We start from the raw sequence: 13972 nt of genomic DNA, 5'->3' as shown, positions 1-13972 counted from the left end.
ATCGGTGAAATGGTGGTCTTGGCCTCGACCACTCTCACATAGCTAAGCAGTGAGAGCGATCCAGACGATCAGAAGCGCAGTTGCTGAATCTTGACCTGGCCCAAATAGTTGCTGGCCCATTGATCAGAGCTGACAACACGGCCCTGGCCATCCACGTCATAGGTATTGGTGAAGCGGATGTTGCCGTTCTGCTGGGTGCAGTTTTCGGTCATTGTGGTCACGCGCGGCGCGCCACCGGTTCCGGTCACAGCCACGTCGCAGCTGAACTGCTGCCGCACGGTGATGTCTTCGCCGTTCAGAATCCGCACTTCCCGCTGTGTCGACCCGGATTGCCGGCGGGCGATCAACTGTGGCAACCGACCAAGATCAGCTGACATCAAATCACCGCCCATACCGCGAGTGCCGCGCAACAGACCATTTTCCATGGACAAGGTCTGGCGGGCTGCTGTGGCATAGGTTTCCACAGACCGGTTTTGGCCAATACGGACCAGAACGGCATTCGACTGGGTCTTGGGGAAGTCGATCAAGATCAACGCATTGGTCGCTCTTGCGGTCAATTGCTGAACCTGGGCCGGGGTAACACGCACGGGTCCACGACCGTTGGGACCAAACCGTTCCACAACGGCGTTACGAATGAGTTCCGGGCCATCCCGGCCTTCGCCGCCACCGCTACAGGCCGCGAGCAAGGCCGTCGCGCACAACGCGGCCACGGGGGCGAAACCACTCCGCCGGATCTTTTGTTTCACGCTCATCTCCAGAACTTGCCCCAGGTCTTGGCCATTTGTGGTTGGTGATAGTCGCGAACCTGTTCATAAAGCCGCCCATCAACAAGCACCTTGGCCCCGCCATCACGCGTCAGCGATTGAATGTCAAAAGTGGTTCTGTCGGTCGATGGCGAACCGGACACGCTTCCAAGCGGAATGGTCACGCGGATGCCTTTGTCAAACGACCCTTCGCCAAAGTCATCGTAATCAACGTTGGTAAAGGTGGCATAGGCCCCGACGCGCCAGCCATTGGCAAATTCGCGATCCAGGGTCACTGTCGCACCATAATCGCCGGCAAGATAACGGCCGACATCAAGCTGGCCGTGGAACCCGTTGCCGATGTCGTAATAGGCCGACACATGGCCGTTGAAATCCGGGATCACGCCAGCGCGGGTTTCCGAAGACCGCAGGCCGAACAGCTGATCGTAGTCGCGTGGTTTGACGTAGTTCATTTCGACGCCAAGGGCCAAACGGCTGTTTACCGGTTTCCACAACAATTCGCCGGACACCCCGGCATACATTGATTCAAGGTAACCCGCCGTCACGCGGCTATACAGATTTGTCCCGGGACGGGCATAATGTGCGACGGTCAGCCGCTCGATGGCGGGATCGCCCTCTTGTGAATACCGGGCCTTTTCCGTGCGTACCGACGGCAGGGCCGATCCGGTGTTCCGGTTGGATTCGTCCAGGTTGCCCGCGAGCTTCTTGGTGATCGATCCGGAAAACACCAAATTCGCGGTCGGCCGGAAACTTGCGCTGGCCCGAATGCCAAGGTCAGCCCGTGCCGGGTTATCCGGGTCAAAAACCGAAAATTGCGTATAAGGCGCAATCGCCCAACCGAACCGTGGGTATACTTCGTCAAAAGCCGAAGGCGCGCGACCAAAACCATCGGTGATCGACGCGCGTGCCAGAATTTCGGCATTGTCGGAATGTTCCAAAGCTTCAAGATCCGACCGGCGCACCGTGACCGCAGAAAGCGCCATACCTTCGACCACTGGCACAATGACAAAGGTTTCCACCGATGCGGGCAGAACACGTGTCATGGCGCGGGCCGTGCGACCAATGGCCTGTGGCACCTGGCCGTAACGCGGATTGCGCAGACGCACGGTGGCCTGACGGGCGTCCAGTGTCAGTCCCTCAAGCACCAATTCATCATTTTCCAGCGCAGCGGTCAGAGTCTGCCGGTAGCTGTTTGTGGGCAGAGCCGTCCAGCCGAGGTCATTTGCCGCGCCGGGCCGTCGCACCGATACCGGGACCGGCGCGGTTTCGCGTCCGCCCGGGGTCGCCGCAGATTTCGGATTGGTGTGGAAAGAGATCTGCGCGCCAAAGGTGTTGCCAAAGGTATGGTAAAGCGAAAGTTGCGTGCCATCGCGGAACCGGTAATCCACGCCAAAGTTCCATGGCGAATCGTCTTCATGCTCGCCGCGCCGTTGTTCCCGGGCATAGGTATCGGAGGAATATTCCGCCGAGAATGTCAGGAATTCGGTGGGTGAATAGCTGACCCCGCCAAAGCCGGCGGCATCGCCGCGAAACCATTGGTCATAGGTCGGCGTTCCGCCCGTGCCGATGTCTACATTCGGGCGTGTTCCCGTTGAGCCAAAGGGATCGCGAGAACCCAATCGGCCCCACCCAATCCCGCCAGTCAGCTCAAGCCCAGGCAGCACCTCTTTGGTCGCGACCAGATATTCCCCACCATAAATGCCGGTGCCGATGAAATCCTGTAACCCGACCACAACGCTGGGCAGGTAGTCAGTTTCCTTAAGCAATTGGTAGCGCAGGTCGAAACTGCGGTCGTAATAGACGCCATCAACCGACCCGCCGATCGGAAATTCGGCAATCCCGGAATAGCGAAAACTGCCGGACAGGCGCGGCGTGATCTGAAAGCTCAGCGTGCCGCGCGTGTGGTTTCCGGCATTGGCCGCCGTGATGCTCAGCGTGGCATCCGGCGATACATTGGCCGTCGGCATGTCGATCAGACCGGGCACACCATACAGATTGTATGATGGGATGCCTTCGGCCAGACCGGCCGGCGCGGCAAACAGGCTTGCGCCCGCCAGCAACACAGCTGCACTGCCCTTCAGGGTAGCTTTCAAAGTATTTGGCATCAATACGTCCCGCCCGCTGAAACTCTCTGGATTACTACGGGTAATGTCGGGACAAGTCCATCGTGCTGCCAAGGGAAACCCAGGATTGTGGCAAATACCGAACGCCGATCTGCCAGGGCGAAAAAAGTTCCAATTGTAAGTGTTAAGGCAGCGGTAACAGCTGGCCTGATATTGCCAAAGGTGGGTGAAAATAGGTGGTGAAAAATGGCTGTAGACGGAAACGTCGCGCCAGTGATCATCAAAAGGAAAAAAGTTGTTGCCAGTGATGCGCACCATGGCGGTGCCTGGAAGGTCGCATATGCGGACTTTGTCACGGCGATGATGGCGTTTTTCCTTTTGATGTGGCTGTTGAACGCGACAACGGAAAAACAAAGAAAGGGTTTGGCGGATTATTTTGCGCCAACCATTCCGGTCAACCGGGTGTCGGGCGGCGGCACGGGGGCCTTTGGCGGTGACAGCGTGTTTTCCGAAGAAACCTTGCCGCAAAACGGCACCGGCGCGTCAAGCCGACACCCGACCAATAGCGCCCAGGCGCGGGGGGATACCGGGATCAATCCTCAGGGCGAAAACAATGGCCAGGGCGATGACGATGCATTTCAAGAGCGGGCAAATACCATCAAAGAGGCGCTTTATGGCCATGGTGGTGAAAGCATGGTTATCGAAAACGCCCTGAAACATGTTGTGCTGAAAAGCACGGATGAGGGGCTTGTGGTTGAATTGTTCGAACTGCCGGACAGCCGCCTGTTTGACGATCTTGGCAATCCGACAGAGACACTTTCCGTGCTGGCCGATGCGCTGGCCGAGGCTGCGAAAACGGTGTCAAACCCGGTTGCAATCGAGGGCCATGTGCCCACAAGCCCGATTGTCGTGCGCCGAAATGTCAGTTGGGATCAATCGGTTCAGCGGGCCCAGGCCTTTCGTAACCTGATGGAGCAAGAGGGTCTGCCCAAGGGGGATGTGGCGCGGGTGACCGGCCATGCCGACCGGGAACTGGCAGAGGTAAATCCGCTTTCCCTGCGCAACAGCCGGTTGGAAGTGATTTTTCTGCGGAACCAAAACTAGAGCGCATTTTAGCTGTTAGGTCAGCGTTAAGGGGCGATGTCTATCTGTTGCATCTAAGTTTGATGCAGCAGAAAGGCGTGTCCATGACGATTTCCTCCTCCCTGAATGCGGGCGTTGCGGGGTTAACCGCAAATGCCACCCGATTGGCAGGTATTTCCGACAATATCGCGAATTCTTCGACCTATGGATATAAACGGGTTGAAACGGATTTTCATTCCCTGGTCCTTAACCAATCTTCGCGCACCTATACCGCCGGGGGCGTCCGCACCAGCACACAACGGATGATTGATCAGGGCGGGTCGTTGGTCACCACCTCCAATCCAACCGATCTTGCGGTGCGTGGGCGTGGCATGTTGCCGGTTGCCGCCGGGGGGGATGTGCGGTCCAACGGTGTTGATGCGGAAATGCTGCTGACTACAACCGGGTCTTTCCGCATTGACGAAGATGGCTACCTCAGCACCCCATCCGGGCTGGTGTTGATGGGCTGGCCTGCCGGCATCGATGGGACGATCCCGGCGTTTTCCCGCGATACGGCCGATGGGTTGGAACCAATTCAGTTTTCGCAGAATCTGACCGGTGATCCGACAACCACAGTCGATATGAGCCTCAATCTGCCGGCCACGGCAACCGATGCCGGGTCATCTGGCGATCCATATTCGCTTTCGGTCGAATATTTTGACAATCTCGGCACATCGCAGACGATTTCAATGTCGTTCACACCAACGGTTCCGGCCACCGGGTCATCCAATGAATGGACGATGGTGATGACCGATTCCGCCCAGGATGACGCTGTGGTTGGGGAATACACTGTCGCCTTTGACAACAGCCGCGCCACTGGCGGCACGATTGCATCGGTCACCACGGTGTCCGGCGGCGCCTATGATCCCGCCACGGGATCGGTTGAGGTAACCGTCGCCGGCGGGCCGATCAATTTCAACATTGGCACAGTTGGGGACACGCGCGGATTGTCGCAATTGTCCGACAGTTTTGCACCAATTTCGATTACCAAAGACGGCTCTTCGGTTGGCAATATGACCTCGGTCGAAGTGGATGAAAACGGCTTTGTTTACGCGATTTATGACAGTGGCGAAACTCAGCGGCTTTACCAGGTGCCGCTTGCCGATATGCCGAATCCCAACGGGTTGCAGGCGCTTGATCAGCAGACCTATCGCGCCTCGCCAGAAAGCGGGTCTTACTTCCTGTGGGATTCAGGTGAGGGGCCAACCGGCGACATCAAATCCTTCTCGCGCGAGGAATCGACCACCGACGTGGCGACAGAGCTGACCTCGATGATCAAGACCCAGCGGGCCTATTCATCCAATGCCAAGGTTATTCAAACCGTGGATGAGATGCTTCAGGAAACCACCAACATCAAACGTTAACGGCCGTCGCGCCGATTTGAGGTGATCCATGTCCTTCACCGGTTCAATATCCAATGCACTTTCGGGGTTGCGCGCCTCGTCCCTGGCGGCCGAATTGGTGTCTTCCAATTTGGCCAACGCCACGAACGAGAATTACGCAACGCGCAATATCGAAGTTTCCTCCCGCGTGAATGGCACGTCCGGCGGGGTCAGAATCGACGGAATCACACGTTCCGTCGATCCGACCCTGCTGGACGAATGGCGCCGCGCCAGTGCCAGCACATCAGAGCTCGATACCACCACCAGCTATCTGTCACGGGTGGAAGAATTGTTCGGCGCGCCGGATGATGCGGGATCACTGGCGGATTTGATGACACGGTTTGAATCCGCGCTGGTGTCCGCGGCGAGCAGGCCGGATCTGACGAACAGGTTGCAGGATGTCTATTCCCAGGCAAATGATCTTGTGACTGCTTTTTCCCAGGCGTCTTCGGGCGTGCAGAGCTTGCGCACCGAAATCGACCAGGGGATCGGCCGGATGGTTGCGGATTTGAACAGCCATCTAAGTAATATTGTCGAGCTGAACACCCGGATTTCCCGCGCAGAGTCGACCGGTGACAATACGCAGGCGCTTTATGATATTCGACAAGAAGCCATTGATAAGGTTTCTGAAATCGTACCATTGCGTGTCCTGCCCCGTGATCGGGGGGCGGTTGCCTTGGTCACAACGTCCGGCGCTGTTCTGTTGGACGGAAACGCAGCCGAAATTGAGTTTACTGCCGCCACTATGGTGACTGAATTCAAGTCGTTGGAAAATGGTGCGCTGTCCGGCCTGACCATTGATGGCATCGACATTCCGGTGGGATCCGAAAACAGCAGGGTCAAAGGCGGTCGCATGGCGGCCTTGTTTGAGCTGCGGGATGATACTTTGGTCACTTATCAGGCCGAAGTTGATGCGTTGGCGCGAAATCTGGTCGAGCGGTTCCAGAGTTCGGGATTGGACCCAACGATCGGGGTGAATGATCCGGGTTTGTTTACCGATAATGGCCAGGCGTTTGACACCACAGAAGAGGTTGGCCTTGCCCGTCGTCTATCGTTGAATGATCAGGTGAACCCGGATGCGGGTGGTGCGTTGTGGCGGTTGCGCGATGGTCTTTATGCCACGATACCCGGGCCGCCGGGACAAGGTGATCTCATTCTGTCGATGATCGACCGACTGAACGAGGATTTGACCGTCGCATCTGGTGATCAGGCCGGGCTGGCTGCCACCGCCTCTGAATTGACGACAACCCTGTTCTCCAAGATTGGCGCAGATCTTTCCAGAACCGAAGACCGCCTGAGCTTTGCAGCCGCCCGCAGCAGCGAGCTGACCGAACAGAAATTGCGATCCGGTGTCGATACCGACACGGAACTTCAGAAGCTTCTGCAGATCGAAAAAGCCTATGCCGCCAATGCACAGGTTTTGAAAACTGTCGATGAGATGTACGATCTTCTCTTGGGGATTACCTGATGAACCTGACAACACTTGGCGACCTGTCTCATAGTTTCGCGCTGCGCCAGCGTCAATTCGACCTGAAAACAGAATCCCAGAAGCTGCAAATGGAGCTTACCACCGGTTTGGCCGCGGACACCCGCAGCCACCTTCAGGGTGATTACGCGCATCTGAACGACATCGAGCGCAGCTTGAAAATGTTGGACAGCTATCGCTTTGCCATCACAGAGAGTGACACGACAACCCTGGCGATGCAGAGTTCGCTTGGGGTTATCCAGGACGTGACGGTAGAGCTTTCATCAGCTTTGTTTCTGGCGGCGCAACCGGGGGGGCAACAGGGTCTGAAAACCGCATCGGCCCAGGCGGAACAGTCCTTTGCCACGATCGTCGGTCAACTGAATACCAATGCAGCAAACAGATCTTTGTTTGCAGGCGCGTCTTTTGATACCAGCGCATTGGCGCCCGCCTCTGAACTGATGTCGGGGTTGCGCGCGGCGGTCACTGGTGAAACCACTTTGACTGGTGTTCAATCTGCGCTCGACGCTTGGTTTGACACCCCCGGTGGTGATTTCGAAACCTTGGGATATGTTGGATCCACGGTGGATGGCACGCCATTGCAACTGTCAGAAGATGTTCGGGTTGGCCTGTCGATCCGTGCGGATGATCCGATTTTTCGAGAATCGCTGAAATCCGTGGCAATGGCGGCGCTCGCAGGGGATCAAACCCTTGGATTCAGCCAGGATTTGCAGGTGGTCATGGTCAATCAGGCGGGCAGTGCACTGTTGGAATTGCAACCGGAATTGACCGACACCATTGCTGGTCTGGGGCTTGTTCAGTCACAGATTGAACAGAGCCGGACCAGAAATGAATCTGCCGCCCTCGCGCTGGAGGTGTCGCGCAACGCCTTGCTTTCGGTCGATCCATTTGAATCCGCGACCCGATTGGAACAGGTACAAACCCAGATCGAGACTTTGTATGCGGTGACCGTGCGGGCATCGCGATTGACCATGCTGGATTTCATGAGGTGACTTCGTGCGTTTAAAACTTCTCTTCGCGGCCTTTTTTCTGATCCTGCCATCGTTTCTCACGGCAAGCCCGATCCGGATTAAGGATCTGGTGGAATTTGATGGCGTGCGGGGCAATGACCTTGTTGGTTACGGCTTGGTTGTCGGGCTGGATGGATCTGGCGATGGGCTGCGCAACGCGCCATTTACCGAAGAAATCATGACCAACATCCTCGAACGGTTGGGTGTGAACGTCACGGGTGAACAGTTTCGGCCGAAAAACGTGGCAGCCGTGTTTGTCACTGCGACTCTGCCGCCCTTTGCCCGGTCCGGCAGTATGATTGATGTCACTGTTTCGGCGATTGGTGATGCCAAAAGTCTTTTGGGTGGCACGTTGATCATGACGCCGCTGAATGCCGCCGATGGCGAGATCTATGCCGTTGCACAAGGCACGGTGATTTCCGGAGGTGCCAAGGCCGAAGGCGATGCCGCGCAGGTCACATTTGGTGTGCCGACGGCGGGCGTCATTCCCGCCGGTGCACGGATCGAACGGGAGGTCGATTTTGATCTTTCTTCGCTGGATGTGATGCGCTTGGCGTTGCGCGAACCGGATTTCACCACCGCAGCCCGTATCGAAACCGCCATCAATCGGAATTTTGGGCGGCAGGTTGCATTGATGTTGGATTCCGGCACGGTGCGACTCGACATCGGGGCGACGCGGATGCCGTCGACCGCCCACGCATTGGGACGTATCGAAAACCTGCTGGTCGAGCCGGAGCGAAAGGCCCGCGTCGTGGTTGATCAGAGATCCGGCACCATTGTCATGGGCGAAGATGTGCGAATTTCGCGGGTGGCTGTCAGCCAGGGCAATTTGACCTTACGGATCGAAGAGGCCCCGGTCGCGGTGCAACCCAATCCTTTTTCCGAGGGTGAAACGGTTGTTGTGCCCCGTACCCGTGCCGAGATTGAGGAAGAGCCGGGCATCAATCTTGCGGAGGTGCCGGATGGCACATCCCTGTCGGAGGTGGTCGCAGGCCTGAATGCCCTGGGGGTGTCACCGCGCGACATGATCGACATCCTCAAGGCGATCAAAGCCGCCGGCGCGCTTCATGCAGAGTTTGTGGTGCGTTAGCGCACCGCAGGAAGCATTGAGAACATCAGTCATCATCTGGCTGGTATGTATAATTTCAGTGGCTTAGGTGGCCAATCCGGTGGCGCGCATGCCGTTTGCCGTTGCTTTGGGTGTCTCGGGCGCCAAGATTTTTCTTTTGATTTTCCGACACTCGGTGCGACCACCGCGGATCTGCATAGAATTCCGGTATGACGACATGCTTCATTGGTATTTTCCAATTGAGGGCAGCGGTGAGCATATTTGGGGCGATTGACGGCGTTGTGCCCAATCCCTGTTCCCAAACACAGAAAGCTGCGTGAACCGATGAAACTTGCCGCCGTTACCAACGAAATTGCCCCACTTACATCGCCGGGAAGTTTGGAGAGTATTTTCCGCACCGCCGTAGAGCATGGCATTACCACTTTTGAGGCACGCACCGTTGAAGGGCGACATCCGATCCGGCAGAGTTTTCACGCGTCGTGGATCTGTTGGGTGAGATCGTTGCCACGGCGGAGGCCCGCGGTTTTGATGTCCAGCTTGAAAATCTGCCCGGCACATGGGCCGATACCAGCGCGGCGTGCGGCGGTTTCAATCACCTGGCGTATGGTTTGAATTTCACTGTTCACGCCGCCTATATCCTTGTTGTTAAGCAGGACAATGCTGAAATACGTTTCGAGGTAGGCGATCTGTTGGCTGAGCGTCGGTTGCGCGATATGCAGGATTGACGACACCCGTGACATTGCTTTTGCACGGTTCTAAAGAAAAGGGATCTGTCCGAATTTCCGGTGACACAACGTGCTTTTCTTTACAATATGGCCGCTTTTTGCGCTGATTGGTCTGGGGTTCTGGCTGGCACGGTCCGGGTTTCCGCATCCTGATTTCTGGGTCGGTGCCGAGAAACTGACCTATTTCATTTTCTTTCCGGCGCTGCTGTTTACCAGTCTGTCCCGTGCACCATTAAGTGACCCCGCGCTGGCCCGCATGGGTGCCGCGGCCGTGGCCACGATCCTGGTTGCCGCTGGGGGGCTGTGGCTGGCGCGCCGGATGCGGCCAACCCCAGCCGCCCGCTTTGGGCCGGCATTTCAGGGGGTTGTCCGCTTCAATACCTATCTTGGATTTGCTGTCATCGGCAGCCTTGGCGGTGCCGAGGCGGTTGGCCGCGCGGCGGTGTACCTTGCGATTGCGGTGCCGTTGGTCAACCTGTTGTCGATCCTGGCCCTGACTGAGGCCGGTCCGGCCCGTCGGCCGGTGGCCCTGCTGAAGACAATATTCGGCAACCCGCTGATCCTGGCCTGTATCGGCGGATTTGCCGTGGCGCTGACGGGGTTTGGCCTGCCCTATGGCACGGGCAGCTTTCTGGATCTGCTGGCACGGGCCAGCCTGCCGCTTGGGCTTCTGTGTGTGGGGGCGGCCCTGCAACCCGCGGCTCTGCGGCGCGATCTTTTGGTTTTGGCGGGCAATACGGTGCTGCGCTTGTTTGGCATGCCGATGCTGGCCTGGCTGGTTGCCTTGGCTTTTGGTCTCGACGCCGGCACGGCGCTGGTCTTGGTGGTGTTTTCGGCGGTGTCGACGGCGCCAACATCCTATGTCCTTACGCGGCAATTGGGCGGTGACGGCGCGTTGATGGCGGGGCTTGTGACCTGTCAGACATTGTCGGCAGCGATCACAATCCCGCTGGTCCTGATGATTTTTGCCCCCGGCTAAAACGGGCGGCCCCACATGGAAAAACGACCGGATCCTGGGAACCCGGCCGTCGTCTGCAATGCGTGTCGCTTATTTTTTGCCGGTCAAAACCACCTCGTCACCGACCCGTTTGCCGGTGCGCAATCCACCCGGAACTTGCAAGGTCGGCAGAAGCTCGATCAAGCCGATATTGACATATTGTGGCGTATCAACGGCGTATTCCACGGCATCGGCAATGTCGGACACCTGCGGCATCTCGAAGCCTTCGAAATACTTGCGTTTTGCTTCTTCGGGGCTGATCTTTTCAACATGCGCGAAAATGTCGGTTTCGACGCGTCCGGGGCTTATTTCGGTCACGCGCACCCGGCGGCCAAATGCATCGACCCGCAACTGTCGCGACACCACATGCATGGCTGCCTTGGTTGCATGATAGGCGATGTGGCCGCCAAATTCATTATGTCCGGCCATTGAGGTAATATTGACGATATGGCCACTGTCGCGGTCCATCATGCCGGGCAGGACCTGCCGCGCCAGATGCAGTCCGGCGCGCAAATTTACGTCGATTTGTTCGTCGATGTCGAAGGCTTCGGATTGCAAGAGCTGATATGGGCCATCAGGGCAGCATCGTCGGCAATGCGATACGGGCCAAAACCTTCGCCCATGTTGGAATTGATGTCGATTTTCATTGGTGCGGCTCCAGTGTGAACAGGACATCGCCAAATCCAAGAATCTGGCCTTCGTCCGGGGTGGGACCACAAAGCGCCCCGTGGTCCGGTGAACAAAGCGCCAGGCGCACCGATCCCTGGCCAAGATAGCCAAGCACCTCACCTAGTGAGACAGGTGTCGCCGGGTCAAGCCGTGGCAGGCCATCGTCGCCACCACGGGGAGAAAACCGCCCGATGCCGGGGCTTTTTATGTCACGCGATAACGGTTTTGCCGGCGTTTGTGGTGCCGGATCGACACCTGCGGCAAGATCGAGATGCAGTTTGTTGTGATTGTCGCGCAACGCGAGAGAGGTCACCCCATTGGCGCGCATGGCGGCAACTATCCGGTTGAGGTCGCTTTGGGGAAACATGTCAGGTCCAGCTCCTCTGTTTTTGGGATATTTTGGCGACTTCGCTGCGCCAGCTTTCGACCGTTCTGTTGATCTCGCGGTCTGCCTCTGCCGCGGTGGGCAGATCCACAGGTTCAAAACGCAGACTGTCGCCGGGGCGGGCCTGACCGAGACGCCAGAGGTCGGCTGAGATGACCGCCGCGATTTTGGGATAGCCGCCCATAGTGGCGGAATCCGCCAGTTGAATGATCGGTGCGCCACTGCCCGGCACCTGAACGATGCCCGGTACAATCCCGTGTGACCGCAGTTCGCCGCGACCCTCACGGTTCAGCGCAACCCCATCAAGCCGATAGCCCTGCCGATTGCTTTGCGGTGTCACAACGAAAGGTGTCGCCCAAAAGGCCTGCTGCGCCTCGGCGGAAAAGTCGTCATATTCACTTGCCACCAGGGCTCGCAGGGTGATCGCCGCGTCGTCGGCGGGGCGTATCTGCGGCAGTTCAAGGCCAAAGCCACCTTTGGGCAGAAAATGCGTGCTGTCGGACAATGCGCGCAGTTGATCGCCGGTGGCCAGAACACGGCCATGAAAACCGCCAAACGCCTCGCGCAATTGCGTGCTGCGCGATCCCAGAACCTTGGGCACGTCGATGCCGCCCGGCAAGGCAAGGTAGACGCGGGCGCCCGATGTCATACCACCAAGGTCAAGACAGTCGCCCGCTTCGGCGTGACCGGCCCAGACCCGGGGCAGGGCGCGATCCGCCAATGTGGCACCACAGACCGCACCGGCAATTGCAAAAGCCTGCCGTTTGGTGAATCGGAACCGGGCCGGGGTAAGTGGAATTTCCAGCGTGGCAGCAGAGTCGTCATTGCCAAGCAGAATATTCGCCGCACGATGGGCGAGGCTGTCCATGACACCGGCACGGCCCAGCCCCTGAAACCAATGACCATGGCGGCCAAGATACTGCACCGTGGCAAGGGGGGGAATGGCGCATACCTCGATCATGCGATCACCTCTGCCGGTTTAAAGCGGATACGGTCGCCGGGCATGAGCAGCGCAGCAGGGTCGCGGTGCCGTAGCGGTCGGCAATCACCTGAATTTCGACATGGCGGGGATGGCGCAGGTATTTCTCCATATAGATGTCGCCATTGCCAAAGAATTGCCGGGCCTCCTGATGGGTGATGGCAAAAGCCGCGGCCAGTTCATCGGCGGCCTGCACCACGCGCATACCGCGCCCACCGCCCCCGCCGGGGGCCTTGAGGATCACGGGAAATCCGATGTCATTGGCCATGCGCAACAGCGCGTCGGGATCGTCGGGCAGAACGCCCGCCGATCCGGGCACGCAGGGCACGCCAGCCGCAATCATCGCTTGCTTTGCAGCGACTTTGTCACCCATCTGGCGCATGATCTTGGCGCTGGGTCCGATCAGGGTCAGCACGGCCTGGGCCACAGCCTTGGCAAATTCGGCATTTTCGGACAGAAACCCATAGCCGGGATGCACAAATTGCGCGCCGGTCACCTCTGCGGCGGCCAACAGGGCGGGAATATTGAGATAGCTTTGCAGCGCCGGAGCAGGTCCGATGCAAATCGCCTGATCCGCCAGATCGAGATAGCCGGCCCCCCGATCATCTTCGGAAAAAGCACAGACTGTGCGCAGCCCGAGCCTGCGACAGGCGCGCATGATCCTGAGGGCGATCTCGCCGCGATTTGCGATCAAAACGGTGTCCATCCGGCGCCCCATGTCACACCACCCGCGCGAGCGGCGTGCCGACAGTGACGGATGTGCCGTCCGCCACCAGAATTGCGGCAACCCGCCCGCCATGGGGGGCTGGAACGGCGGTCATGACCTTCATTGCCTCGATAACACAGAGCGTTTGACCGGCCTCGACGGTATCGCCGACGCGCAGATATGGCGCGCTTTCGGGGTCAGGTTTCAGATGGCACAAACCGGCCATCGGCGCAGCAATCCGGGCTTCATCGTCCTTGATGTCGCCAGCATCGGTTCCAATATTGGCAAGTGTCACCGATGGTTGTGAAACCGGATCACTCGGCGCGCCATGTGTGGTGTCGCGGCGGATCTTCACCTGTGTTCTGCCGATCTTGCACAGCAGTTCCCGCACGTCATTTTCGGCGGCCCATGCCATTTTTTCGATTAGGTCCTGGGGGTCGACAGACATGGGGTGAACGGGCCTCTTATTGTGTAATTTCTGATGCTTCAAACCTATCATCGCCGATTGGGAATGATGTCAAATCGGTTTCGGATGACCCGGCACACAAGCATCGCGAAACCCGATCACATCAGACACAGACGTTCTTATGCCGTGGCACTTTGGCTCTTTAAGAT

The 13972-nt window shown here is 58.1% G+C and carries 15 protein-coding genes; 6 read left to right on the top strand and 9 right to left on the bottom strand.

What is annotated here, in order from left to right:
• Window positions 1-68: 68 nt before the first annotated feature.
• The gene (locus Q4577_RS07145; RefSeq protein ID WP_244684015.1) at window positions 69-746 is read right to left on the bottom strand and encodes a YjbF family lipoprotein; all 678 of its coding nucleotides are present in this window, start codon (window positions 744-746) and stop codon (window positions 69-71) included.
• 2 nt (window positions 747-748) lie between these two features.
• Window positions 749-2869, bottom strand: a complete 2121-nt coding sequence (locus Q4577_RS07140; RefSeq protein ID WP_303469018.1) for a YjbH domain-containing protein — start codon at window positions 2867-2869, stop codon at window positions 749-751.
• A gap of 204 nt (window positions 2870-3073) precedes the next feature.
• Between Q4577_RS07140 and Q4577_RS07135 the strand changes: the two genes are divergently transcribed.
• The 5 genes from Q4577_RS07135 to Q4577_RS07115 all read left to right on the top strand — a co-directional run bounded on the left by Q4577_RS07135 (window position 3074) and on the right by Q4577_RS07115 (window position 8917).
• A complete protein-coding gene (locus Q4577_RS07135) occupies window positions 3074-3931 on the top strand; it encodes a flagellar motor protein MotB (protein ID WP_244684036.1) in 858 nt (285 codons plus the stop codon).
• A gap of 83 nt (window positions 3932-4014) precedes the next feature.
• On the top strand, window positions 4015-5313 hold the full coding sequence (locus Q4577_RS07130; RefSeq protein WP_244684039.1) for a flagellar hook protein FlgE: 1299 nt from the start codon (window positions 4015-4017) through the stop codon (window positions 5311-5313).
• Window positions 5314-5341: 28 nt separating this feature from the next.
• A complete protein-coding gene (flgK, locus tag Q4577_RS07125; RefSeq protein ID WP_303469015.1) occupies window positions 5342-6799 on the top strand; it encodes a flagellar hook-associated protein FlgK in 1458 nt (485 codons plus the stop codon).
• Window positions 6799-7809, top strand: coding sequence for a flagellin (locus Q4577_RS07120; protein WP_303469014.1), 1011 nt, complete (start codon window positions 6799-6801; stop codon window positions 7807-7809). The genes flgK and Q4577_RS07120 overlap by 1 nt, the downstream gene beginning before the upstream one ends.
• Before the next feature lie 37 nt (window positions 7810-7846).
• A complete protein-coding gene (locus Q4577_RS07115; protein WP_303469103.1) occupies window positions 7847-8917 on the top strand; it encodes a flagellar basal body P-ring protein FlgI in 1071 nt (356 codons plus the stop codon).
• A 449-nt stretch (window positions 8918-9366) separates the two neighbouring features.
• Here Q4577_RS07115 and Q4577_RS07110 read toward each other — a convergent pair whose 3' ends face one another.
• Window positions 9367-9636, bottom strand: coding sequence for a hypothetical protein (locus Q4577_RS07110; protein ID WP_303469013.1), 270 nt, complete (start codon window positions 9634-9636; stop codon window positions 9367-9369).
• A gap of 55 nt (window positions 9637-9691) precedes the next feature.
• Between Q4577_RS07110 and Q4577_RS07105 the strand changes: the two genes are divergently transcribed.
• Entirely contained in the window at window positions 9692-10600 is a 909-nt protein-coding gene (locus Q4577_RS07105) for an AEC family transporter (RefSeq protein ID WP_303469012.1), read from the top strand.
• A gap of 69 nt (window positions 10601-10669) precedes the next feature.
• Here the strand turns inward: Q4577_RS07105 and Q4577_RS07100 are convergent, their stop codons facing one another.
• The 6 genes from Q4577_RS07100 to Q4577_RS07075 are packed head-to-tail and all read right to left on the bottom strand — an operon-like array spanning window position 10670 to window position 13805.
• Complete coding sequence (locus Q4577_RS07100; protein WP_303567608.1) at window positions 10670-11131, bottom strand: SDR family oxidoreductase; 462 nt, start codon at window positions 11129-11131, stop codon at window positions 10670-10672.
• 2 nt (window positions 11132-11133) lie between these two features.
• Window positions 11134-11265 carry a LamB/YcsF family protein gene (locus Q4577_RS07095; protein WP_303469010.1) on the bottom strand — a complete coding sequence of 44 codons (132 nt, stop codon included), beginning with the start codon at window positions 11263-11265 and terminating at the stop codon, window positions 11134-11136.
• Window positions 11262-11654 carry a hypothetical protein gene (locus tag Q4577_RS07090; protein WP_303469009.1) on the bottom strand — a complete coding sequence of 131 codons (393 nt, stop codon included), beginning with the start codon at window positions 11652-11654 and terminating at the stop codon, window positions 11262-11264. The genes Q4577_RS07095 and Q4577_RS07090 overlap by 4 nt, the downstream gene beginning before the upstream one ends.
• Before the next feature lies 1 nt (window position 11655).
• A complete protein-coding gene (locus Q4577_RS07085) occupies window positions 11656-12633 on the bottom strand; it encodes a biotin-dependent carboxyltransferase family protein (protein ID WP_303469007.1) in 978 nt (325 codons plus the stop codon).
• A 4-nt stretch (window positions 12634-12637) separates the two neighbouring features.
• Entirely contained in the window at window positions 12638-13357 is a 720-nt protein-coding gene (locus Q4577_RS07080) for a biotin carboxylase N-terminal domain-containing protein (protein WP_303469005.1), read from the bottom strand.
• A gap of 13 nt (window positions 13358-13370) precedes the next feature.
• Complete coding sequence (locus Q4577_RS07075; RefSeq protein ID WP_303469003.1) at window positions 13371-13805, bottom strand: biotin/lipoyl-containing protein; 435 nt, start codon at window positions 13803-13805, stop codon at window positions 13371-13373.
• Window positions 13806-13972: the final 167 nt, after the last annotated feature.

The sequence above is a fragment of the Marinovum sp. 2_MG-2023 genome, from assembly GCF_030548265.1.
GTDB lineage: Bacteria > Pseudomonadota > Alphaproteobacteria > Rhodobacterales > Rhodobacteraceae > Marinovum.
The sequence above is the reverse complement of the archived record's forward strand: the minus strand, read 5'-3'. Positions and strand labels throughout refer to the sequence as shown.